Genomic DNA, 23,723 nt, shown 5'->3' with positions numbered 1-23,723 from the left:
CTAGCTTCAGGTGTTAGTGTTCTTACGGACGTGAGGGTTCAAGTCCCTCTCTTCGCACCACATGAATCTGTTCTTCCGCTTTCCCTTCCTGCATCAACTCTCTTGTTTTCAAAAAGTAAAAAATCCCTGCGGCTTTGTTGTGTTTTCTGTTTTTCATTTCGCTCATTCCTTCTAAATAACAATCACTTATTGTTTGTCTCACTCCACTATAGACTAAAATTCAATGTCACAGCGGCCAGACCGCCAGCCAGCGCCATAAAAGAAGGCAAAAGCATATAGTGGCGCAACGTGCGGTGGAACAGCATACCCAGCGTGACCAGCATTGCTACCACCACCAGCACGCGCAGCTGATCGAGCGTCATATGCGTCATCGCCAGCAGCGGCATCAGCGCACAAGGCAACAGCACGCCCCAACCACTGGTCAGACGCTTACCCAGCATCCACACAACTGCCCAGATCCCACACGCCATGACAATCGCCGGTATCATAACCCTGCTCCAAACAATGATAATGAGAACCAATATCATATAGGATTTTTTCTCATTTACCACCTATTTGCGGCCTGCCACCTCGTTGAGGTGACACTTACAGATAAAAGTGCTAATTTTAAGGCCGTCAAAAAGATATTCGTTGCATACAAAATTTATACAAATCTAATAATTACGCGTAAAAACCATTAGCCTGCCGCAGGAAATTAATAGCGGCATAGGGCGAGAAGATTTTTTATCTTTTCAGACCAACGACACACGAAAAATAGAGTAAATTTGATGATATCTCATTCCTATGATGAGTTGCTAAAAAGCAAACATCGACTGGCTATGTTGTTATTCTTTTTTTTAAATAGTGCCACTGCGCTATTTTCTATGGTTTATCCTCCGGAGAAAGCGACGTCGACACCTGCTCCGCTGGTGATTATTTTTGTGCTTTGCTGTGCCGGATTAGTATTCTCTTTTTTCTCAAAGAAAAATTACTCGGCCCATCTGAATGTGTGCTCGATAATTATCGGATTATTTTGGGCGTGGCTCATTGCATTAAGGTTTCAGGAAATTGGCGAAGTCGATAAAAACTATCTCCTGGTCAGTTTGCTCAGTATTTTCTTTATCAGCGCTATTGCGCTGTCAGATAATTTCCTCGCTTTTTGCCTCCACGCAGTACCAGCGACGCTTTGCGTCGTGTTTTTGGATGATTTTCAGCACGTTGGCCGTATTTTATTCACCGTTTCGCTGCCGCTGATTGGCCTGTGGTTGCATCACCTGATGCTGCGCCGCAGTGATGAATTCACCCGCAGGATGCTGGCGAATCTCTACAGTGAACGGGAAAAGTTTAGCGATCTCAGCATGCTGGATCCGCTCACCGGACTGTACAACCGGCGCGGGCTGCAGAACAAGCTGGAGACGCTGTTCAGTCAGGCCTCGGGCCATTACGTGATGCTGCTCGATATCGATCACTTCAAGGCCTATAACGACAACTACGGCCACAGCATGGGCGATCAGGCGCTGGTGCGGGTGTCAGCGGCGATACGCGACGCCGTGCGATCACGGGATGTCGTCGTGCGCTACGGTGGCGAGGAGTTTCTGGTGCTAATGTCCAACGTGCAACAGGAACACGCCGTACGCATGGCCGAACGTATTCAGAATAAAGTGTTGGGGCTGAATATCCCGCATCTTTTTAATGCCGAAGTCTCGACGCATGTCACGGTAAGCGCCGGGCTGGCGGCGCTTGAAGACGGTAACTTTATTCATGCATTAGGTCAGGCCGATGTTTCACTGTATAACGCCAAAAACAGTGGCCGTAATAAAATATTCTATGCGTGGGAAGCAACTGAAAAACCACAAACATTGAGCGAAGAAAAATTGGCCTAAAAAGTAACATTAATAACAATGCGTTTATTGTTATTAATGTTATTCCTCTGACATTCTTGCTCATCCCTATTTATCCGTAACGGTAAAAAATTCATATTTTCTGCATAAACATTCAAACGATAACCGGAAAAAAGGGGAGGCTGAGGGATAAGCATCCCGTTTAATGTCACGGGCAAAAGCCACTTTTCTTTTTTCTTGTTTTATAGCCCGCTGACCCGCCGTAAATAATGCCAAATAAAGATATTCCTAAAGCATTAAAAATTCGACTAACTCCATCTGATCAGACCCTTTTTTTTAATTTGCGCACAGCATGGCGATACACCCTAATTTATTGTTTTAAATAGATATTAGGATGCCGTATCAAACAGTGAAGTGCCTCGCCCTATCTTGCGATGCCTGCCTGAGAGGTAAAACGCTGCCGGTAATCGCGCGGTGATACGCCACAGGCGCGGTTAAATACCACTGAGAAGTAATTACTGTCATCGAAGCCGCACTCCGCCGCAACATCACTGATCGTCATATTGCCGTAGCGCAGTAAACTCATTGCCCGGCAAATCCGCAGTTGCCGCAGATAGTGCGTCACGCTCATGCCGGTGTGTTGCTTGAACAGCGCCCTTAAAGCACGGGGGTTGAGCTTATGCTGGCGACAAAACGTCTCCAGATGGAAAGGCTCGGCGATCCCCGCACGCAGCGCCATGAGCAATAAATCCAGCTGATGGGCATCGGGCAGTACGCCGCTGTCTGGCTGATGACGAAAGCGCAGCAGCAAAAGTGAAAGCTGCATCAGCAGGGCTTCGCTCAGCTGTACCGACAGTGCTTCAGACTTCATGCACTCTTTCGCCAGCTCATCGACTTTATCTCTCAATACCGACATCCCGAGCGTACTCAGGCGCCAGTAACGCTGACCTTGTGGGGTATCTTCACCGGGCAGCAGTTGCTCCCAGTCAGCCGCCAGCCGGAAGCGTTCGCGGCAGTACAGCACGTTATCCAGTGCCAGCATATTGGCAGATTCGTAGCTGTGACGATCTTTGGCGTTGATATAAAACAGGTCGCCGCAGGTGATGGGATAAGGAATGTCGTTCCAGATATGTACGCCGTTGCCGCGCCAGACAATGACCAGCTCGTCGAAATCATGATCGTGACTGGGAAAATCCGCCTGCGGATGGCGTTCGGCCACCACGACAGAGTTCATGCCGGTCAGAAAGAAGTCATTTTTATTCAATTTCAGCGACATAGCAGCAATCTCAAACCCGTTTGACAACAAGATAAACGAGGCGGCTCAGGCACGCATTGCCGTGAGCCGCGAGAGGTGTCGCTTAACGTAACTGGTCACGCATGAGTTTTGGCGACACCGAAAATTCCCGACGGAACTGCGTCGAAAAGTGGTTACTGTCACTGAACCCGCAGGCATAGGCAATATCGGTAATACTTTGATCGCTATGGTGTAAACGGCGGCGCGCCTCAAGCAGGCGCAGACGGTTCAGATAGCGCTGCGGCGTCAGACCGGTGTAATGCTTCATCTGCCGGTGCAGGGTGCGCAGCGCCAGAGAAAAACGTTCGGCGGCCTCAGTCCAGTTAACTTCTTCACTGTAATGTGACTGGAGCCATTGCAACAGTTGATTGACCTTGTTTTCAGAGGTGTCTCGCAATTGTGGCTGGAAACAGTCCTGATACAGCAGGATCAGCAGCTGTAAAAACAAGCTTTCGCGCGTGGCGATGTGTTCCATCTCAATGCTGTCTGGCAGCGCTTCCAGCTGCGCGATGCACTCCAGCACCTGCGCCAGAACATGCGGGCTGAGCTGCCAGTGAATTTGCGACTGATAATGGTGTTCCTGTGGCAGAAAATGGCCGACGTCCTGGATAAACCGGAATGCTTTAGGTGAGCGGAACAACACGTTGGTGAGGCGCAGATTCTCCACGTTTTCAAACAAGTGGTGATCGCTGGCACGCACAAAACAGACGGTGCCAGCGGTCAGGGTATGGGGATGGTCATTAAAGATGTGCACGCCTGAGCCGCTTTCCACCAGCATAATCTCGTGGAAATCGTGGTAGTGCTCCGGGAATACGCTTTGCGGAAGACGTCGCTCGACCGTCACAGTCAGCTCAGGTGCCGCAAAATAATCATCACCCTTCAGTAACGTCATTTATCGCCTCCGGTTCGGGGGATTCATTATTCATCGTGAAACAACCCTACCCTGCGCCCGGCGTTCATACCTTCAAACCACGGCGTTAAAAACGGCTTAAACAGTCATTTTTTTAAGATTAACCCCGCTGTGTTGCGGATCTGCGGCAAAGATCACACAGGCCGCTTGCGTGTTTCCGACGTTTTCATCGCCTTGTCCGGCAGGGCTTTGAGCGGAAGTGTGATCTGCCTCGCATCTACCTTTTTAATGCTGCCATCCCGCTAAAACCAGTGGCAATCACCGGAAGGTGAGCCTTAAACGCCTCCCCTACACTGGGCAGCATATTCAATAAGGAATGGCTGCTATGAGAACCCACCATCTTGCCGCTATTGATCTCGGCGCTTCCAGCGGCCGCGTCATGCTGGCCACGTTTACCCGCCAGGAACCTGATTCAGCGGCGACGCTGACGCTGAAAGAAATTCACCGTTTCCCGAATAACCTGACGCACACTGATGGCATGGATACGTGGGATCTGGATGATCTCGAGAAGCACATTCTGGAAGGATTAAACCGTCTGGACGCTTCAGGCATTCCGCTCGACGGTATAGGCATCGATACCTGGGGCGTGGATTTCGTGTTGCTCGATGAACAGGGTCAGCGGGTGGGTCCGGCCGTGGCGTATCGCGACAGCCGCACCGACGGCGTCATGGCGCGGATGGAAAAGCAGATTGGCCGCCATGTTATTTACCAGAAAACCGGCATCCAGTTTATGCCGTTTAATACGCTGTATCAGCTGCGGGCGCTGACGGAACAACAGCCTGAAATCGCAAGCAAAGCCGCACATCTGCTGATGATCCCGGACTATTTTCTCTTCCGTCTCACCGGCCAGCTCAACTGGGAATTCACCAACGCCAGCACCACGCAAATGCTCAATATCACCACCGGCGACTGGGATGAAGACCTGTTGAAACTGGCGGGCGTACCGCGCCGCTGGCTGCAAAAACCTACTCAGCCGGGCAACTCTCCCGGCCTCTGGCACAGTCCGCGCGGGCGCAGCGTACCCGTTTTCAGCGTCGCCACGCATGACACCGCCAGCGCCGTCGTTGCGGCACCGCTCACCAGTTCGCACAGCGCCTACCTCAGCTCCGGCACCTGGTCGTTGATGGGCATCGAAAGCCCGAAAGCGTTCAATCACGCGGGTGCGTTACACGATAACGTCACGAATGAAGGCGGCATCAATGACAGTTTTCGCGTGCTGCGTAACATCATGGGATTGTGGCTTTTTCAACGCGTTTGCCGCGAACTGAACATTCAGGATTTACCTTCGCTGATCACGCTGGCGAAGAACGTCCCGCCGTTTACCTATCTTATCAACCCGAACGAAGACCGCTTTATAAATCCGCCGTCGATGGTCAGCGCCATTCGCGAAGCCTGTCATCAGGCGGGAGAAGCGGTACCGGAATCACCGGCCGAACTGGCGCGCTGTATTTTCGACAGCCTCGCCATGCTCTATCGCAAAATTGCGTTGCAGCTGGCGGATTTACAGGGCGCACCGCTGGAAGACATTCACATTGTCGGCGGCGGCAGTCAGAACCAGTTCCTTAATCAGCTGTGCGCCGATGTCTGTCAGGTCAACGTCAGCGCCGGGCCGGTGGAAGCCTCCACGCTTGGCAACATCGGCTGCCAGCTGATGGCGCTCAGCGCTGTCAAAGACACCGCTGAATTTCGCCGCATCGTCGCCATGAACTTTGAGCAACACCATTATCTTCCCCGTATTCACGCGGATTTCGCTATTCACTGGCGCCGTTTTGAGGCGCTCTGTCACGTCAATGAGGAGCTCGCAGTATGACTTCATCAATCGATCACGCATGGACGCTTGCTAAAGAACGCTTTGCGCAGCTGGGCATTGATGCCGAAGCCGCAATCAAAAAACTCGATACTCTGCCGGTTTCCATCCATTGCTGGCAGGGAGATGACGTCGCGGGATTTGAGAACCCGGAAGGCGGGCTGACCGGCGGGATCCAGGCCACCGGCAACTATCCCGGCAAAGCGCGAAATGCGCAGCAGCTGCGCGCCGATTTAGAACTGGCGATCTCGATGATCCCCGGGCCTAATCGCCTGAACCTGCACGCCATTTATCTGGAATCTGACAAACCCGTTGCGCGCAATGAAATCGAACCGAAGCACTTTACCGGCTGGGTGGACTGGGCGAAAAAGAACAAGCTGGGTCTGGACTTCAACCCTTCGTGCTTCTCGCACCCGATGAGCGCAGACGGCTTTACGCTGTCGAGCGCCAATCCGCAAGTACGCCAGTTCTGGATCGAGCATTGTCAGGCCAGCCGCCGCGTCTCCGCTTCGTTTGGCCGCGCGCTGGGCACGCCGTCGGTGATGAACATTTGGGTGCCGGACGGCATGAAAGACGTCACCGTCGACCGTCTGGCTCCGCGCCAGCGCCTGATGAGCGCGCTGGATGAAGTGATTGCCGAGAAGTTTGATCTCAGCGAACACATCGACGCCGTCGAAAGCAAGCTGTTCGGCATCGGTTCGGAAAGCTACACCGTCGGCTCCAACGAATTCTATCTTGGCTACGCCGCCAGCCGTGGCACCGCGCTGTGCCTCGATGCAGGCCATTTCCATCCGACCGAAGTCATTTCCGATAAAATTTCTGCCGCGATGCTGTATGTGCCGCGTCTGTTGCTGCACGTCAGCCGTCCGGTGCGCTGGGACAGCGATCACGTAGTGCTGCTGGATGACGAAACACAGGCTATCGCCAGCGAAATCGTGCGCCATAACCTGTTCGACCGCGTTCACATCGGGCTGGATTTCTTCGACGCCTCGATCAACCGCATCGCCGCGTGGGTGATCGGCACGCGCAACATGAAAAAAGCGCTGCTCAAAGCCCTGCTTGAGCCGACTGATTTACTGAAAAAGCTGGAAGTGGAAGGCGACTACACCGCACGTCTGGCGCTTCTGGAAGAACAAAAATCGCTGCCGTGGCAGGCAGTCTGGGACATGTACTGCCAGCGCCACGACGTGCCGGTCGGCGGTCAGTGGCTGGATGCCGTCCGCCATTATGAAACCAGCGTGCTGTCAAAACGCTGATCCATGCCTTATCGCACCGCCGAAATGCATTCACCTTATTTGCAGGAAAGTTCTAATGAAAACATTATTTAGCTCGTGGTTTGTACAAGGCATGGTCAAAGCGACCACCGATATGTGGCTGAAAGGCTGGGATGAGCGCAACGGCGGTAACGTCAGCATGCGTCTGCTGCCGGAAGACGTAGTCCCGTACAAAAATGATTTTTATACCCAGCCGCGCCGCGTTGAACTGACGCAGCACGCGCCGGATCTGGCGAACGAATACTTTATCGTGACCGGTTCCGGTAAGTTCTTTCGCAACGTGCAACTCGCCCCTTCCGAAGCGCTGACAGTTATCCAGCTTGATGACAAAGGCGCCAGCTACAACATCCTCTGGGGGCTGACAGCGGGCGGATTACCCACGTCCGAACTGGCGTCACATCTGCAATCTCACGCGGTACGTAAACGCGTCACTCACGGGCAGGATCGCGTGATCATGCACTGCCACGCCACCAACCTGATCGCACTGACCTACGTGCTGGAACTCGACAGCGCCAAGATCACACGCAAGCTGTGGGAATGCAGCACCGAATGTCTGGTGGTATTCCCGGACGGCGTCGGCATTGTGCCGTGGATGGTGCCGGGCACCGACGGCATCGGTGCGGCGACTTCCGATCAGATGCAGCATCACAGTCTGGTGCTGTGGGCGTTCCACGGCATCTTCGGCTGCGGTCCGACGCTCGACGATGCTTTTGGCCTGATCGACACCGCCGAAAAATCCGCGGAGATTCTGGTCAAAGTGATCTCCATGGGCGGCATGAAACAAAGCATCCAGACCGACGAACTGATTGCCCTCGGCAAACGTTTTGACGTCACGCCTTTCGAGGCCGCATTAAAAGCCTGATCCGGCGGTTCCTGCTCCGGAAAATATAAATCCTGCACGGGGAACAGAGGATGTTCCCCGTAGCAAGAACTGGCAAAGACCCTGGAGCATCGCCACACAGAACATCAGTTCTATTTACTCACAGAGGGATTTTTATGAGTTTTATGTTGGCACTTCCTAAAATCAGCCTTCACGGCCAGGGCGCAATCGACGATATGGTGGCGATGCTGGCGAACAAGGATCACGGCAAAGCGCTGATCGTCACCGACGGTCAGTTAGTCGAACTCGGTCTGCTCGATGGCTTATTCTCCGCACTCAACAATGCCGGATTACCTTACGCGCTCTACGGCGGCGTCGTTCCCAATCCAACCTCAGAAATTGTCGATGAAGGCTTCCGCCTGTACCGCGAAAATCACTGTGATTATCTGATCGCCTTCGGCGGCGGCAGCCCGATTGATACCGCCAAAGGTATCAAAATCCTGACCGCCAATCCGGGGCCGGTGACACGTTACTCCGGCGTCGGCAAGGTCACTAAACCGGGCGTATTTTTGGTGGCGATCAACACCACCGCAGGAACCGCCGCCGAGCTCACCAGCAATGCGGTGATCATCGACAGTCAGCGTCAGGTGAAAGAAGTCATTATCGACACCAATCTGATCCCGGATATCGCGGTGGACGATCCGTCGATTATGCTCAAGATCCCGGCAGGCGTGACAGCCGCGACGGGCATGGATGCGTTAACCCACGCTATCGAGGCGTATATCTCCGTCGGCGCACATCCGCTGACCGACCCGACGGCGCTGGCGGCGATTTCGACCATCACCCAATGGCTGCCGAAAGCGGTCGAACACGGTGATGACATTGAAGCACGCGAAAAAATGGCGCAGGGACAATATCTGGCGGGCATGGCATTTAACAGCGCCGGTCTGGGGTTAGTTCACGCGATGGCACATCAGCCGGGCGCGACGCACAACCTGCCGCACGGCGTCTGCAATGCCATTTTGCTGCCGGTTGTGGAAGAATTTAACCGTGCTTGCTCACCGCAGCGTTTTGCCGATATCGCCCGCGCAATGGGCGTACATACGCAAAGTATCAGCGAAATGCAGGCCAGCATCGCGGCGGTCGAGGCTATCCGTGCATTGTCGAAACGCGTGGGGATCCCCTGCGGTTTCCGGGAGCTGGGAATTGTGGAAGCAGATATCGAAAACTGGCTTGATAAAGCGCTGGCCGACCCATGCCTGCCGTGCAATCCGAGAACACCCACGCGGGAAGAAGTGCGTGAGCTATATTTAAAAGCGATGTAATTTTTTCTCCTCCCCCTGCGAAGGGGGAGGGAGTTATCCAACCAGGAGCCAATATGATCCGTAAATCCTTCGTTATGCAGATCAACCCGAATGCGCATGCTGAATACCAGCGTCGGCATTCTCCTATCTGGCCGGAACTGGCGGAAACGCTGAAAGCCCACGGCGCCCATCACTACAGTATTTTTCTCGATGAAAAACGTAATTTGCTGTTTGGCTATGTCGAAATCGAATCAGAAGAAAGATGGGATGCGGTGGCAAAAACGGATATCTGCCAGCAGTGGTGGAAGCATATGGCAGACGTGATGCCTGCCAATGCCGATAACAGCCCGATAAGCAGCGATCTTAAACCGGTCTTTTACCTCGATTAACGCTGCGATTTGCCCCTTTTCCCTGCGCTGCCGGTTTTTTACCCGCCCGTGACTCCCCTGCTTTACCTTTTCCCGTTCCCGGATTCTGTGCTTTCGACGCAGTAAAGCGCGTGGCCGCAGGCCGTGCGATCCCCGAGCGCGGCGGGGCAAAGCGCGGATCAAAACCGTCCGGCGGCACCAGACAATCCGGGCGAACGCCAATCAGACGGCGCATTCCCATCGCCGTCAGCGCTTCGCGGATCACAGGCCAGTTCACCGGATCGTGATAACGCAGCAGCGCCTTGTGCAACCGGCGCTGACGATCGCCCTTCGGCACCACCACGTCTTCGCTTTTGTAATCCACTTTGTTGAGTGGATTTTTGCCGCTGTAATACATGGTGGTGGCGCTGGCGAGCGGCGACGGATAGAAGTTCTGCACCTGATCCAGACGGAAGCGGTTCTGCTTGAGCCACAGCGCCAGATTGATCATATCTTCGGTCCGCGTGCCCGGATGTGCCGAGATAAAATACGGGATCAGGTACTGCTCTTTGCCCGCCTGTTTCGAATAAGTGTCGAACAGCTCCTTGAAGCGGTAATAGCTGCCCATGCCCGGTTTCATCATCTTCGACAGCGGCCCGGTTTCAGTATGCTCCGGCGCGATCTTCAGATATCCGCCGACGTGATGTTCAGCCAGCTCTTTGATATAACGCGGATCTTCCACCGCCAGATCGTAACGCACACCCGAGGCGATCAGGATTTTCTTGATGCCTTTCAGGCTGCGGGTGCGACGGTAAAGATTGATGGTCGGCTCATGGTTGGTGTCCATGTGCGTACAAATTTCAGGATACACGCAGGAGGCGCGGCGGCAGCTTTGCTCGGCTTTCGGCGACTGACAGCGCAGCATATACATGTTGGCGGTCGGCCCGCCGAGATCGGAAATCACGCCAGTAAATCCCGGCACGTTATCGCGGATCTCTTCGATTTCACGAACGATCGACTCTTCGGATCGGCTCTGAATGATCCGCCCTTCGTGCTCGGTGATCGAGCAGAACGAACAGCCGCCATAACAGCCACGCATGATATTGATCGAAAAACGGATCATGTCATACGCCGGAATGGTCGCCTTGCCGTAAGACGGATGCGGCACGCGCTGGAACGGCAGTGCAAACACTTCGTCCATCTCTTCAGTGGATAACGGGATCGCCGGCGGGTTGATCCACACGTAACGATCGCCGTGTTTTTGCATCAATGCCCGCGCACAGCCGGGGTTGGTTTCATGGTGAAGAATGCGCGAGGTATGCGCGTAAAGCACTTTGTCGGCCTTCACTTTTTCAAATGACGGCAACAGCACGTAGGTTTTCTCCCACGGCTTCGGTTTCGGCGCACGCACGGTCACCGGCTGCGGCGCGTCCGGCGCGGGCAATTCACCTTCTGAGCACGGCAAATCTTCGCCGTACGGATTCATAATGGGTTCGATGCGGCCCGGTTTATCCAGCCGAGTGGAATCCACCCCGCTCCAGCCGACCAGCGCCGTTTTGCGCATCACGGCGGTATTGCGCACGTCGTGAATATCCGTAATAGCTTCGCCTGCCGCCAGACGGTGCGCGACTTCCACCAGCGGGCGCTCGCCGTTGCCGTAAATCAGCATGTCGGCTTTGGAATCCACCAGCACCGAGCGGCGCACGGTATCTGACCAGTAATCGTAATGCGCGATGCGGCGCAGGCTGGCTTCGATGCCGCCCAGCAGCACCGGCACATCGCTGAACGCCTCTTTGCAGCGCTGCGTATAAACCAGCGTGGCGCGATCAGGCCGCTTACCGCCGACGTTGTCTGGTGTATAGGCATCGTCGTGGCGCAGTTTGTGGTCAGCGGTGTAGCGGTTGATCATCGAATCCATGTTTCCCGCGGTCACGCCGTAGAACAGATTCGGTTTCCCCAGACGCATGAAATCGTCTTTGTTGCTCCAGTCCGGCTGCGCGATGATACCCACGCGAAAACCCTGCGCTTCCAGCATGCGGCCAACGATCGCCATCCCGAAACTCGGGTGATCGACATACGCATCGCCGGTCACCACGATAACATCACAGCTGTCCCAGCCGAGCTGATCCATCTCCTCCCGACTCATCGGGAAAAACGGCGCAGTACCGTAGCATTCGGCCCAGTAACGCGGGTAAGAAAACAGGGTGCGATCGGGTTGGATCAGGCTGATTGGCATAGAGAGTTTTCGCTGAAATAAAAGGAAAGTTGCTTAAGCACGGCTTATAAATCGTGATTTCGCAGCCAGAAAATCAAGGCCGGAGATTATACGTGGGCAAAAATTCATCTGCTGCGGGGAATGACTTTGGCATGCGTGAGATCAAGATTTTCAGTCCAGCCATCCGGTTTTCCGTGATCGCCGCCACATCACTCTAAGATTTTCCTTATGCGGAATTGCCGACTACCATGTTAGAAAGTGCATCAAGAAGCTTCAAATCGTAACTAAAGAATTTCTTACTTTAGACGTTGATCGCCACCGGGCCAGCGGAGAAATCTCCGGCCCCCTGACAGAGAGAAGCATATCGTGACCGCATTGATCCCACTCCTTGCCCGTAACCGCAGCTGGGCGCTGAAACAAAGCCAGAGCGATCCGGGCTATTTCGAGCAAACAGCACAACCCCAACAACCACATACGCTGTGGATCGGCTGTTCCGACAGCCGCGTGCCAGCCGAAGTCCTGACCGGTGCACATCCGGGCGAACTGTTCGTGCATCGCAACATCGCCAATATGGTGCTGGACGCAGATGACAATTTTCAAAGCGTGCTGCAATACGCGCTGGAATACCTGAAAGTCTCCAACATTGTGCTGTGCGGTCACTACGGCTGCGGCGGCGTTCAGGCCGCCGTCGCATTGCCGGATATGCCGCTGGCGGAGCAAGACAATGCGCTTTCGCGGCGAATTCACCAGTTACGTTCAGCGCTTCATCCGCACATCGACGACTTTCACACCGGTACAGGCGAGGAGCCAGAACGGCAAAATCAGCTGGTCGAAGCCAACGTCCTGACACAATTTTCCCACCTTATCGCCACCGCCCCGGTTCAGCAAGCCTGGGAAAACGGCGTTTCCCTGCACGTTTATGGCTGTGTGTACGATCTGCACAGCGGGCACTTAAAAGAGCTGGTGCAGCAAAGCGCCGTGGAGGCTGTTTCATGACGATAAGCACGAATAACGGTATCAACATGAATTTCCTGCGTTACGACATTCCGGCTGGGATCGTGGTCTTTCTGGTGGCACTGCCGCTAAGTCTCGGCATCGCGCAGGCCAGCGGATTACCGCCGTTTGTCGGCCTGCTGACCGGTGTCATCGGCGGTATCATCGTCACCCTGCTCAGCCCGTCGCGTTTTGCAGTCAGCGGCCCGGCGGCCGGGCTGGTGACGATCGTCGTCGGCGCGATGGAAACGCTCGGATCCTTCTCATCACTGTTGCTGGCGCTGATGATGGCAGGCGTATTGCAGATCGTCTTCGGTATCATCAAAGCCGGACGCTTTGTCTCGCTGATCCCCGGATCCGTTATTCAGGGCATGCTGGCGGCGATCGGGATATTACTGATCATGCAGCAGATCCCGGTGGCGCTGGGTTATGAAGGGGAAGAGGGTCTGAAAGGCATCTTCAGCGATCCGGCGTTCAGCCTTTCGCCGACCGTGCTGCTGGTTTCCGGCGTGGCGTTGCTTATCCTCTGGCTGTGGACCACTCCGCCGTTCAAACGCATCAAACTGATGACCTACATTCCGGGGCCGCTGGTGGCCGTGCTGTGGGGAAGTCTGGCGATGATCTTCGGCGATCGTCTCGTTCCGGACGCGATGCAATCGTTACCGCGTATCGCCCTGCCGAAATTCGACAGCGTGGACGAAGTCACGTCACAACTGGAGAAGCCCAACTGGAGCGCGTGGAATAATCCGCAGATCTACGTTATCGCCGTCACGCTGGCGCTGGTTGCCAGCCTGGAAACCTTGCTGAGTCAGGAAGCGCTGAAAAAGCTGAAAGAACAAACGCCCGCTCCTTCACCAAATAAGGAAATGCGCGCGCAGGGGATCGGAAATCTGATCAGCGGATTCCTCGGCGGTCTGCCGATCACCGCGGTGATCGTGCGCAGTTCGGTGAACGTTAATACCGGCGCGCGCAGCAAAGTGTCGATCCTGCTGCACGGCGTGTTGCTGCTGCTGTGCGGAATGTTTTTCAGCGACATGCTCAACACCATTCCGCTGGCCTGCCTGGCGGCGGTGCTGCTGTACACCGGCTACAAACTGGCGTCGCCGGAGCTGTTCATCACACAGTGGCGTCTGGGCATGCCGCAGTTTCTGCCGTTTGTCGCCACGCTGATGGGCATTCTGGTGTTCGGCATGCTGGCCGGGATTGGTCTCGGGATACTGGCGCAGCTGCTGTCGAGCACGTACAAAAGCCATCGCAATGCCTTGCAGCTGACGCGCTATGAAAACCATTATGTGATGCGTTTTCATCAGAACCTGACTTTCCTGCACAACCCGCGTTTGCAAAGCCTGCTGGCGGAAATCCCGGATAACAGCGTGGTGCGCGTCGAGCACGACAACGCTGATTACATCGATCCGGATATAAAAGCCGTGCTGTCCGATTTCGGTGCCAAAGCGCCGGAAAGAAATATCACGCTGGATCGCTGGCCGGGCGGGTGCTGATCATTTCGAACTGAAGTAAATAAAAAGGCCTGCCGGTTTCCCCGCAGGCCTTTGATTTATTAAGCAAAGTACTGTCATCCGAACACTATTTTTTCGCCAGCGCCTCGAAGACTTTTTCGACCGCCACGGCGCCCGGATCTTTCACGCCTTTCAGGCTGTCACTGCTCAGGTATGACGAACGTCCGGCATTGGCTTTCTTCATGCTGGCCGTGTCTTTCGCGCCTTTGGCCGCGGCTTTGGCTGCCCCTTTCAGGGCATCTTTTTTGCCCAGCGCTTCCAGAGCCGGTTGCAGCGCGTCGATCATCGTGCGATCGCCGAGATCTGCGCCGCCGTAGTGCTTCATGCGTTCGAGACCAAACAGCAACGCTTTCGGCAATTTTTCGCCTTCTTCGAATTTCTTACCGGCAGCGGTAAAGAAGATCGACATCAGCACGCCGCTCGATCCGCCCATCACTACCGCCAGACGATCGCCAACCACGCCAAGCAGATCCGCTACGTTGTTCAGCGGCAGCTTTTTGGCCTTGTTTTGTTTCTGAATATCGCGCGCGCCGGTGGCAAAGGTCGATCCGGTGTCGCCGTCGCCCACTTTGGCATCGAGCTTGTTCAGCTCATCTTCCAGATCGGAAAGTGTCTGGGTAATGGTCTCGACAATTTTACTGACTTCTGCGTTAGAAGAGGCTTTGGCGGTTTTCTTATCGCTGATTTTCTTGCCTTTCTTCGTTGCCAGTTTTTCCAGTTTGACCAGGGGCTGCCAGCCGGACGCTTCAACGTCTGCCAGCAACGCTTCTTCAATGCCGCCTTTGAGCGCAATCACAGACAGCGAGAAACCTTTCATATCCAGCGCGCTGACCAGCGACGCGGGCCCAATCAGATAACGAATCGAACCGCCCAGCGCCGAATGCACCACTTCTTTGGTCAGCTGGCTCATCTCCAGCGGAGACACGCCGCCGAGGTTGTTGATCAGCACCGCCAGTTTGTCGGATTTCTTCACATGTGCCTGAAGCTTTTCGACCAGCGTATCTACCACTTTTTTGCTGTTCTGGGTTTTCATCTTCGACACGCCCGGCTCGCCGTGAATGCCCAGACCCAGCTCGACGTGGCCCGATTCGATACGCTGTTCTTCTTCATCTTCGCCGCCGCCCGGCAGGCTGCAACCGGACATCGCCACGCCCATGCTGGCAGTGGCATCAATCGCCTGCTGCGCGATTTTGGTAACGTCTTTCAGGGATTTCCCCTGCTCGGCCGCATAACCGGCGATTTTGTGCACCAGCACCGTACCGGCGATACCGCGCGGCTGTTTATTGTCCGGCAGGGAGATATCGTCGGAGACCATGACCAGTTCGACGTTGTACCCCATACCTTTGGCTTTCTCCGCCGCCAGCCCGAAGTTCAGCCGGTCGCCGGTGTAGTTTTTGACGATCAGCAAACAGCCCGCTTTACCGGTCACCGCCACAATCGCGTTCAGCACCGCATCGACGCTCGGCGAGGCAAACACTTCGCCGCAGACCGCGGCGGTGAGCATTCCTTTGCCGACAAATCCGACGTGCGCTGGTTCGTGGCCCGAGCCGCCGCCGGAGATCAGCGCGACCTTTTTCTTATCCCAGTCGCGGCGCACCACAACGCGGATAGCCGGATCGACGTCCAGCTTCGCCAGATTTTTGTAGGGAGAGGTCAGGATCACCCCTTCGATAACATCGTTAATCAGAGTCTTGCGGTCATTCATGAAAAATTTAGACATGCCGGACGTTTCCTTTTAACTGTTTTCCAGGTGTTTTGAGGGACTACATAAATTTTTTGATAACCAAAACATAGCACAGGAGAAAAATCGGGAAGGAGACGAGAAAGGCGGTTTCCCGCCTTTTCGGAAATGAAGAGGAAAGAATCAGTTACAGGCGAGGACTTTAATTGCCAGGCCGCCTGTGGACGTTTCGCGATACTTTGAGTTCATATCTTTGCCGGTTTCGTACATGGTTTCGATGACTTTATCGAGGCACACGCGCGGTTCGCTGGTGCGGCGCAGCGCCATGCGTGAGGCGTTCACCGCTTTCACGGCAGAGATAGCATTGCGTTCGATGCACGGCACCTGAACCTGTCCGGCGAGCGGATCACAGGTCAACCCGAGGTGATGTTCCATGGCAATTTCCGCTGCCATAAACACCTGCGCGGTGCTGCCGCCCAGCAGTTCGGTCAGGCCCGCCGCCGCCATCGAACAGGCGACGCCGACTTCGCCCTGACAACCGACTTCTGCGCCGGAAATCGAGGCGTTCATTTTGAACAGAATGCCGACCGCGCCGGAGGCGAGGAAGAAACGGCTGTAAGAATCAGGGCTTATCGGGCGGATAAACTGATCGTAGTAGGTCAGCACCGCAGGAATAATCCCGCATGCGCCGTTGGTCGGTGCGGTAACCACGCGGCCACCTGCGGCATTTTCTTCGTTCACCGCCATCGCGTACATGTTGATCCAGTCCACGACGCCCATCGGATCGACGTTGTTCTTATCCTGCGTCACCAGAATGCGACGCAGCGCGGCGGCGCGGCGGTTGATTTTCATCGGCCCAGGCAGCAGCCCTTCGGTGTGAATACCGCGCGTAATACCTTCGCTCATCACGTTCCAGATTGCCGCGAAGTGATCGCTGATTTCTGCACGGGAATGGCTCGCCAGTTCGTTTTGCAGCATCAGCGCCGAGAGCGAGAGGCCGGTATCAATGCAATGCTTTTGCAAATCACTGGCGGAGTGGAACGGGTACGGGCGCACTACCGGATTTTCATCCTGCAGGCCGAATTTACTGGCTTCGACGATAAAGCCGCCGCCAATGGAATAATAGGTTTGCGTGTACAGCAGTTCGTCGCCGTTAAAGGCGCTGATCGACATGCCGTTTTCGTGCAGCGGCAAATTGCTGCGGTGGAAATTCATGCCGGAACAGGCCGGGAAATCCACCTCTTTGGCGCCTTTGCCAAGCATCAGACGCCCGGTGGTTTCTACCTGACGTATAAACGCCGGGATCGCATCGATATCAACGTCGTCTGGCATATTGCCGGCCAGCCCCATGATGATGGCCAGATCGGTATGGTGACCTTTACCGGTCAACGATAAAGACCCGTAAACGTCTACCACCACGCGGGTGGTCTGTGCGAGATGACCTAAAGAAATAAGCTCATCAGTAAATATTTTCCCGGCTTTCATCGGGCCAACAGTATGCGAACTGGAAGGACCAATACCAATTTTGAAAATATCGAAGACGCTGATCACGGTGGACTCCATGTCTGAATAGGATGACGGGAAAGAATAAGAAACAGGTAGCAGAAAGCAGTGAGCGAATTATTTTCGCTCACTGTATTAACAGATTTTATTAATTAACCGATCAGGCTGAATACAATCGCTGACATAGCAATCAGACCCATAATTACCACGAAGATATTACTGATGTGGCCGCTGTATTTTCTCATCGCAGGGACTTTGCGAATGGCATACATAGGCATCAGGAATAATAACATCGCAATAATCGGACCACCGAGGGTTTCAATCATACCCAGAATACTTGGATTCAGAGTAGCAACCGCCCAGGCCGTGACTAACATAAAGATACCGGTATAACGGTTCAGCTTAGGTAATGGAATAGTTTTCCCTTTGCTGCGCAGTGATTTAATCACCATACCGTTGAAACCTTCACGCGCACCAAGATAATGGCCGAGGAAAGATTTCGTAATCGCGATGAATGCAATAAACGGCGCGATATATTCAATCACCGGGTTGGAGAAGTGGTTAGCTAAATAAGACAGAATTGAAACGTTCTGCGCTTTGGCTTCCATCAGGTCTGCCGGAGACAGGCTCAGGACGCAGCTGAAGACGAAGAACATCACCGTCAGCACCATCATGATGTGGCTAAATGCCAGAATGCGTGAGCATTTTTTCTCAGCGTCGTCGCCGTACTCTTTGCGTTTCGCGACCGCGAAAGAAGAGATAATTGGCGAGTGGTTGAAGGAGAACACCATCACCGGAATAACCAGCCACAGGGTCATCAGCATGCCGTGCCCTACGCCGTTACCGGACAGGGAGACATTTTCGAAGACCGTCGTGTTCCAGTTTGGGATCAGATACAGCGCCAGCGCCATTAATACGGCAACGAACGGGAAGACCAAAATACTCATGGCTTTGACGATCAGATCCTGACCGAAATGCACCAGCGTCATTAAGCCTAACAACAGCACCAGAGAAAGAATGGCGCGAGGTGGCGCAGTCATATGCATCTGGTGAGTAATAAAGCTCTCAACGGTGTTAGTAATCGCGACGCTATACACCAGAAGAATCGGGTAAATAGCGAAGAAATAAAGCAGCGTAATTAACTTACCGGCGGAAATACCAAAATGCTCTTCCACAACTTCGGTAATATCTTCACCGGCATTTTTCCCGGATAAAACAAATCGGGTTAATCCGCGGTGAGCGAAAAACGTCATTGGGAATGCGAGGATTGTCATAATAATTAACGGAATTAATCCGCCAATACCGGCATTAATAGGTAAGAAAAGAACCCCTGCCCCAATAGCCGTTCCGTACAGACCTAACATCCACATGGTGTCAGTTTTACGCCAGGAACTTACTGACTGTTTAGACAGCGTTCCGATTGTTGTGTTATCCATAATCCCTCATTACTTAATTATAAAATATTTCGTTCCCCAGAATGGTTGATGTTTTTTTCACTGCACCCGTCATCATAAAAACCATCCTGACGGATAAAACATACCATTAATGCGGGCATGATACCTATCCGTAGCATAAAAATCTGGGTAACCGCCTGAGATTGAGATCATGGTCACGAATATCCTAAAATAGCCGCTTAATATTCCTTTAAATTCCAATCTATTAACATTTTCACTAATTTAATTTCATGAAAAAGAGAGACTGGTAACATTATTCTTTAGTAATAAATTGTTATCCCCGTGATTATTATTTAATTAACGGTTGAAATACAAACAGGTTGGTTTTTTTATCCACTTCAGCCCCTGACATTCTTTGCTCAATAAACCAACAGCATAGATTCTTATTACATTAATACTTCTTCAGTGTCCCGCGCTGAGCCTGGATCTGTGTCAACAAAACGCCACAAAACAGTGCTGCGGCAAGGGGGGAAATTTTTTACTGACGCTTTCAGAACTATTGCCGATAAAGTTATTCTTACACCGGTGAAACAATTTCAACCGGATGAAACACAGAGCGTGCCAATGGGAAAAGCCCGACATTCTTTTTGCCTGTCAGTGAAGACGCACACCCGCTCGTTATTTCGGGCTGCGTATGGCTTTGCCATGCTCATGCTTTTGCTGGTTGCCCCGCTGACCCCAAGCGCCGCGCAAACTAATAATGATATGGCGCTGAATTCGAGCGTGGCCCAGACGGTCAACGGCATCCTCAGCTATTCCCGCTGGCCGCCGGGTGAAGTCACCTCCAACACGCTGCGGCTGTGCATCATCACGCCAGTGAAATATGCTGCGCAGCTCACGCCCGACGGCAGCGCCTTCTCCGGCCGATCGCTCAACGTGATGACTTACCCTTTCGACAGCCCGATGCTGGCGACGCAGTGTGACGCCATTTATTCCGGTTACACCACGCCGGAGCAGCAGGCCGATTTACATCAGCGGCTGGACGGCCATGCGGTGCTGACTATTGGAGAACAGGATGACGCCTGTGCATTACTCAATGCATTTTGTCTGGTGATCACCGCCCAACACACCGGATTTAAATTAAATCTGGATACGCTGTCACGCAGCGGCGTGCGGGTAAATCCCGCCGTATTACAACTTGCCAGGGAAAAGGAGTGATGATGGAAAATAATATTCCTGTTCCTGACGTAGAACAGCCACGCCAGCGTAAGACGTTAGGCGCGGCGCTGAACCGCATCCATGTGATTGTGATTTTGACGGCAATCGGACTGGCGGGATTTTTGCTGATAATGCTGGCGCTGCTGGCGCTGCGCTCACACGCAGAAAGCAATTTGCAGCTCACCGCACGGGCGATCAGCTACACCACCGAAGCCGCGCTGGTATTTAACGACGCCTCCGCCGCGCACGATTCACTGGTGTTTATCGCCGACCGTGGCGATTTCGCGCAGGCGAAAATTCTGACCCCAGCGGGGAATACCTTCACCGAATGGCAGCATCCGGTGGCAGGTAACTGGGACAAACTCGGGCAGTTCGTCGGCCATCTCGCCTTCCCCGATCCGGTTACGCTGCCGGTAATCCACTCCGGTTCAGTGATAGGTACTGTCTGGCTCACCGGTAACGGCACCAGCCTACTCGGCTTCCTGCTGGAAACGGTGCTCAGCCTGCTTGGCTGTCTGGTGCTGACTGCGCTGGTCGCGCTCTATTTCTCCCGGCGGATGCAAAAAGGCATCGTCGATGCACTCGGCCATATCACGCGCGTGACGCACGAAGTGAGCGCTAACCGTTCATTCACTTTGCGCGTGCCTTCCGCGCCGATTGCCGAGCTGCACACGCTAAGTCAGGACTTCAACAGCCTGCTGACCGAGCTGGAGGCCTGGGAGAATCACATGAAAAACGAGAACGTGTCGCTGACCAAAAAGGCGTTGCACGACGGCCTGACGGGTCTGCATAATCGCGCGTTCTTTATTGATACCCTGAATCAGTGCTTCAATCCGATGCGTCCGCCGCTGTCACTGGCGCTGCTGTTTATTGATGTCGATAACTTCAAAGAGATCAACGACTCACTCGGCCATGCAGCGGGCGATCGCGTGCTGATGGTGATTGGCGAAAGGCTGTCTAAAACCCTGCGTGAAGGCGACGTGCTGGCGCGCCTGGGCGGCGATGAATTCGCCATTCTGCTCGACCCGATGATCTCTACTGCGGAGTCGGTGGCCTTTGCCGAACGCATTGTCGAGATCATGAAAACGCCGGTGATATTGCTCAACAACAAGACGCTGGATGTTTCACTGAGTATTGGTATCGCGCTGTCGCCATCGCAGGCAAACAGCGCTAAAGAGTTACTCGAAAAGGCCGATGAGGCTATGTACCGCTCGAAAAAAATATCCGGCAGTTGCTGGCATGTCTCAACCGGTATGCCGCTGACCGTCGTGACGAAAGACTAAAAGGAGTTTCCCCCATGCACCCGTATAAAACGTTTAAAACCTGGTACCAGTTCGCCACGATGGGACTGTGCATTTTGCTGCTGGCCGCCTGTCAGACCAAACCCGCCGGACTGACTCCGGAACAGATCGCCGTGCTGCAAAAAAATGGCTTCACCCAGACCGCTTCCGGCTGGGAACTGGGTCTGGATGCGAAAGTGCTGTTCGGGAACAATCAGGCCAAACTGTCACCTGAAAGTGAACAGACAGTTGAAAAACTGGCGAACGAGCTGCTGCACGTCGGCCTGAGCAAAGTGAACCTCGACGGCCATACCGATAACTACGGCGACGCCAGCTACAACAACGATCTTTCATTGCGCCGCGCCAACACCGTCGCCGACGCCTTTGCGAAGGCAGGCATGCCACGCGCCAATATTCACACCCGTGGATTAGGCCAGAGCCAGCCGGTCGCCAGCAATAAAACGCAGGAAGGCCGCGCGCAGAATCGCCGCGTGTCTGTGATTATCGTCGTATAAGTATTGTCGCGTGAAAATGGCCGGGTGATAAAACGCTTATCGCCCCTTTTATAACAATCCCACCAGATGCAGCGCGGCCTTGCAGTTATCCGTCCGACGCCACGCCAGCGCGATTTGCGTCGTCAATGTCTGCCCGGCAATGGGCAGACAGCGCACATTATTCTCATCGATCTTACCCAATGAAGCAGGCACCAGCGCGTAGCCAAATCCTGTCGCCACCATGCTCAGCGATGAGGTAATTTGCGGACACTGCTGACCGAAGCGCGGCGAGAACCCGGCCTCTTCGCAGGCATGGGTGACGGCGTCATACAGCCCCGGCGACAGGTCGCGCGGGAAGGTAATCAGATTGTCATGCCGCAGCGCCGCCAGCCTGACGTCTTTCCCCTGACTGAGCGGATGCGTTTTCGGCAGTGCCACCATCATCTCTTCGATATCCATCACCTTAAAACTGAACGCTTTGCTGCGCTCGCACGGCAGGCGGATAAACGCCACGTCGAGTACGCCTTCGCCCAACGCCGTCATCAGCCCGGCCATGTCCTTTTCCTGCGGCTCCATCACCATGCCCGGATATTTCTCCCGAAAGCGGTGCAGCAGCGCAAAGACTTGCGGGTTAAACGCGGTCGAGTTCGCAAAGCCGATGCGCAGCGTGCCGTTCATGCCGCGCGCCACCGCACGGGTACGCTCAAGGGCGGCATCGGTCAGTTTGATGATGTTCAGGGCGTCGTCGTACAGCACTTTGCCGGCTTCGGTCAGTTCGACGCCGCGGGTCAGGCGTTTGAGTAAAGGGGTACCAATTTCATGTTCAAGCCGCTGTATTTGCTGGCTAAGAGGAGGCTGGGAGATCCCCAACTGTTCGGCAGCACGGGTGAAGTGTCCCGTCTCTGCCACCGCGACAAAATAGCGCAGATGACGAAGTTCCATATCAAAAACGTCTCAAAGTGAACACCTCCTCATATTGGAACTCAGGGCGGAATGGCGTCAACCTTTAGTTAGCTAAGTTAACCATTCCACTGCGGAGCTCTGCATGAAAAACCATTCTGATTCCTGTTCCTGCGTCGCCGACATCGCCCGTACGGCCACGGCGTTTAAGCAACAGCATCCTGACCGCGTGCTCTATCAGTCTTCGCTGATGAGCGCCCTGCTGAGCGGCGTGTACGAAGGTGAGACCACCATGGCTGATCTCCTCAAACACGGCGATTTTGGCCTCGGCACTTTTAACCGTCTCGACGGCGAGCTGATTGCGTTCAACAACAACATCTTCCAGCTGCGCGGCGACGGCACCGCACGACGCGCCAGCCCGGACCAAAAAACGCCGTTCGCCGTGATGACATTTTTCAATCCCACGAATGAGTACCGCATCGAGCGCCCGCACAGCCGCGAGCAGATCCACAAGGTGATCGACGACGTGGTCGCCAGCCAGAACACCTTCTGTGCGCTGCGCATCGACGGGACGTTCAGCCGGGTCGAGACGCGTACCGTGCCCGAACAACACCCCCCTTATAAACCGATGATCGAAGCCATCGAAGCCCAGCCGACCTACCACATCGAACACAGTCAGGGCGTGCTGATTGGCTTTCTGACCCCGGCGTATATGCAGGGCATCAACGTCGCGGGATATCACGAACACTTTATTAATCAGGAACGCAGCAGCGGCGGGCACGTGCTGGATTATCAGGTCGAGAGCGGCACGCTGACGTTTGGTACTGTCGAAAAACTGCTGATCGACTTCCCGCAGGACAGCGATTTTCTGCATGCAAATTTATGCCCGGACGATTTGAACGACGCCATCCAGTCTGTTGAAAGTTAATCACCGCAAACACGAAGGAGTGAC

21 protein-coding genes are annotated in these 23,723 nt (G+C 54.2%); 12 read left to right on the top strand and 9 right to left on the bottom strand.

Going from position 1 to position 23,723, the window contains the following annotated elements:
• Nucleotides 1-22: 22 nt before the first annotated feature.
• Together TU92_RS22555 and TU92_RS16980 are read right to left on the bottom strand one after the other, a co-directional pair.
• Nucleotides 23-157 (bottom strand): hypothetical protein, encoded by a 135-nt coding sequence (locus TU92_RS22555; protein WP_274611815.1) that lies wholly within the window; start codon nucleotides 155-157, stop codon nucleotides 23-25.
• 49 nt (nucleotides 158-206) lie between these two features.
• Nucleotides 207-488 carry a DUF1435 domain-containing protein gene (locus TU92_RS16980; protein ID WP_112168369.1) on the bottom strand — a complete coding sequence of 94 codons (282 nt, stop codon included), beginning with the start codon at nucleotides 486-488 and terminating at the stop codon, nucleotides 207-209.
• A 279-nt stretch (nucleotides 489-767) separates the two neighbouring features.
• Here TU92_RS16980 and TU92_RS16975 point away from each other — a divergent pair, with 279 nt between their 5' ends.
• Nucleotides 768-1,862, top strand: coding sequence for a GGDEF domain-containing protein (locus TU92_RS16975; RefSeq protein WP_112168368.1), 1,095 nt, complete (start codon nucleotides 768-770; stop codon nucleotides 1,860-1,862).
• A 382-nt stretch (nucleotides 1,863-2,244) separates the two neighbouring features.
• Here the strand turns inward: TU92_RS16975 and rhaR are convergent, their stop codons facing one another.
• Both rhaR and rhaS read right to left on the bottom strand, forming a co-directional pair.
• Complete coding sequence (rhaR, locus tag TU92_RS16970; protein ID WP_112168367.1) at nucleotides 2,245-3,096, bottom strand: HTH-type transcriptional activator RhaR; 852 nt, start codon at nucleotides 3,094-3,096, stop codon at nucleotides 2,245-2,247.
• 82 nt (nucleotides 3,097-3,178) lie between these two features.
• Nucleotides 3,179-4,006 (bottom strand): HTH-type transcriptional activator RhaS, encoded by an 828-nt coding sequence (rhaS, locus tag TU92_RS16965; RefSeq protein ID WP_112168366.1) that lies wholly within the window; start codon nucleotides 4,004-4,006, stop codon nucleotides 3,179-3,181.
• A 343-nt stretch (nucleotides 4,007-4,349) separates the two neighbouring features.
• Between rhaS and rhaB the strand changes: the two genes are divergently transcribed.
• The 5 genes from rhaB (at nucleotide 4,350) to rhaM (ending at nucleotide 9,618) form a co-directional block, all read left to right on the top strand.
• On the top strand, nucleotides 4,350-5,834 hold the full coding sequence (gene rhaB, locus TU92_RS16960; RefSeq protein WP_112168365.1) for a rhamnulokinase: 1,485 nt from the start codon (nucleotides 4,350-4,352) through the stop codon (nucleotides 5,832-5,834).
• On the top strand, nucleotides 5,831-7,087 hold the full coding sequence (locus TU92_RS16955) for an L-rhamnose isomerase (protein ID WP_112168364.1): 1,257 nt from the start codon (nucleotides 5,831-5,833) through the stop codon (nucleotides 7,085-7,087). Before rhaB ends, TU92_RS16955 begins: the two co-directional genes overlap by 4 nt.
• A gap of 55 nt (nucleotides 7,088-7,142) precedes the next feature.
• Nucleotides 7,143-7,967: a rhamnulose-1-phosphate aldolase gene (gene rhaD, locus TU92_RS16950; protein WP_112168363.1), complete on the top strand. Its 825-nt coding sequence runs from the start codon at nucleotides 7,143-7,145 to the stop codon at nucleotides 7,965-7,967.
• A gap of 134 nt (nucleotides 7,968-8,101) precedes the next feature.
• Nucleotides 8,102-9,250, top strand: a complete 1,149-nt coding sequence (fucO, locus tag TU92_RS16945; protein ID WP_112168362.1) for a lactaldehyde reductase — start codon at nucleotides 8,102-8,104, stop codon at nucleotides 9,248-9,250.
• Between the two features lie 53 nt (nucleotides 9,251-9,303).
• On the top strand, nucleotides 9,304-9,618 hold the full coding sequence (gene rhaM / locus TU92_RS16940) for an L-rhamnose mutarotase (RefSeq protein ID WP_112168361.1): 315 nt from the start codon (nucleotides 9,304-9,306) through the stop codon (nucleotides 9,616-9,618).
• Here the strand turns inward: rhaM and TU92_RS16935 are convergent.
• Nucleotides 9,593-11,812: a YgiQ family radical SAM protein gene (locus tag TU92_RS16935; RefSeq protein ID WP_112168360.1), complete on the bottom strand. Its 2,220-nt coding sequence runs from the start codon at nucleotides 11,810-11,812 to the stop codon at nucleotides 9,593-9,595. The two genes, rhaM and TU92_RS16935, sit on opposite strands and share 26 nt — an antisense overlap.
• Nucleotides 11,813-12,157: 345 nt before the next feature.
• Here TU92_RS16935 and TU92_RS16930 point away from each other — a divergent pair, with 345 nt between their 5' ends.
• Together TU92_RS16930 and TU92_RS16925 are read left to right on the top strand one after the other, a co-directional pair.
• Entirely contained in the window at nucleotides 12,158-12,787 is a 630-nt protein-coding gene (locus TU92_RS16930) for a carbonic anhydrase (protein ID WP_112168359.1), read from the top strand.
• A 20-nt stretch (nucleotides 12,788-12,807) separates the two neighbouring features.
• A complete protein-coding gene (locus tag TU92_RS16925) occupies nucleotides 12,808-14,283 on the top strand; it encodes a SulP family inorganic anion transporter (protein WP_112168370.1) in 1,476 nt (491 codons plus the stop codon).
• Nucleotides 14,284-14,368: 85 nt separating this feature from the next.
• Here the strand turns inward: TU92_RS16925 and TU92_RS16920 are convergent, their stop codons facing one another.
• The 3 genes from TU92_RS16920 to TU92_RS16910 form a co-directional block, all read right to left on the bottom strand.
• Nucleotides 14,369-16,021 (bottom strand): glycerone kinase, encoded by a 1,653-nt coding sequence (locus tag TU92_RS16920; RefSeq protein WP_112168358.1) that lies wholly within the window; start codon nucleotides 16,019-16,021, stop codon nucleotides 14,369-14,371.
• Between the two features lie 144 nt (nucleotides 16,022-16,165).
• Nucleotides 16,166-17,533: an L-serine ammonia-lyase gene (locus TU92_RS16915; protein WP_112168357.1), complete on the bottom strand. Its 1,368-nt coding sequence runs from the start codon at nucleotides 17,531-17,533 to the stop codon at nucleotides 16,166-16,168.
• Between the two features lie 104 nt (nucleotides 17,534-17,637).
• Nucleotides 17,638-18,921 (bottom strand): HAAAP family serine/threonine permease, encoded by a 1,284-nt coding sequence (locus TU92_RS16910; protein WP_112168356.1) that lies wholly within the window; start codon nucleotides 18,919-18,921, stop codon nucleotides 17,638-17,640.
• Nucleotides 18,922-19,584: 663 nt separating this feature from the next.
• Between TU92_RS16910 and yfiR the strand changes: the two genes are divergently transcribed.
• Genes yfiR through yfiB form a run of 3 tightly spaced genes read left to right on the top strand, consistent with a single transcriptional unit; the run spans nucleotide 19,585 to nucleotide 21,892 of the window.
• Nucleotides 19,585-20,097, top strand: a complete 513-nt coding sequence (gene yfiR, locus TU92_RS16905) for a regulatory sequestration protein YfiR (RefSeq protein WP_244207755.1) — start codon at nucleotides 19,585-19,587, stop codon at nucleotides 20,095-20,097.
• A 2-nt stretch (nucleotides 20,098-20,099) separates the two neighbouring features.
• A complete protein-coding gene (gene dgcN, locus TU92_RS16900; protein ID WP_112168354.1) occupies nucleotides 20,100-21,380 on the top strand; it encodes a diguanylate cyclase DgcN/YfiN in 1,281 nt (426 codons plus the stop codon).
• A gap of 14 nt (nucleotides 21,381-21,394) precedes the next feature.
• Nucleotides 21,395-21,892, top strand: a complete 498-nt coding sequence (gene yfiB, locus TU92_RS16895; RefSeq protein WP_112168353.1) for an outer membrane lipoprotein YfiB — start codon at nucleotides 21,395-21,397, stop codon at nucleotides 21,890-21,892.
• A gap of 48 nt (nucleotides 21,893-21,940) precedes the next feature.
• On the opposite strand, the gene TU92_RS16890 is transcribed toward yfiB, so the two are convergent.
• Nucleotides 21,941-22,813, bottom strand: a complete 873-nt coding sequence (locus TU92_RS16890; RefSeq protein ID WP_112168352.1) for a LysR family transcriptional regulator — start codon at nucleotides 22,811-22,813, stop codon at nucleotides 21,941-21,943.
• A 103-nt stretch (nucleotides 22,814-22,916) separates the two neighbouring features.
• Between TU92_RS16890 and budA the strand changes: the two genes are divergently transcribed.
• The gene (gene budA, locus TU92_RS16885) at nucleotides 22,917-23,699 is read left to right on the top strand and encodes an acetolactate decarboxylase (RefSeq protein WP_112168351.1); all 783 of its coding nucleotides are present in this window, start codon (nucleotides 22,917-22,919) and stop codon (nucleotides 23,697-23,699) included.
• The last annotated feature ends 24 nt before the right edge of the window (nucleotides 23,700-23,723 follow it).

This window comes from Rahnella inusitata (assembly GCF_003263515.1).
Lineage (GTDB): Bacteria > Pseudomonadota > Gammaproteobacteria > Enterobacterales > Enterobacteriaceae > Rahnella > Rahnella inusitata.
The sequence above is the reverse complement of the archived record's forward strand: the minus strand, read 5'-3'. Positions and strand labels throughout refer to the sequence as shown.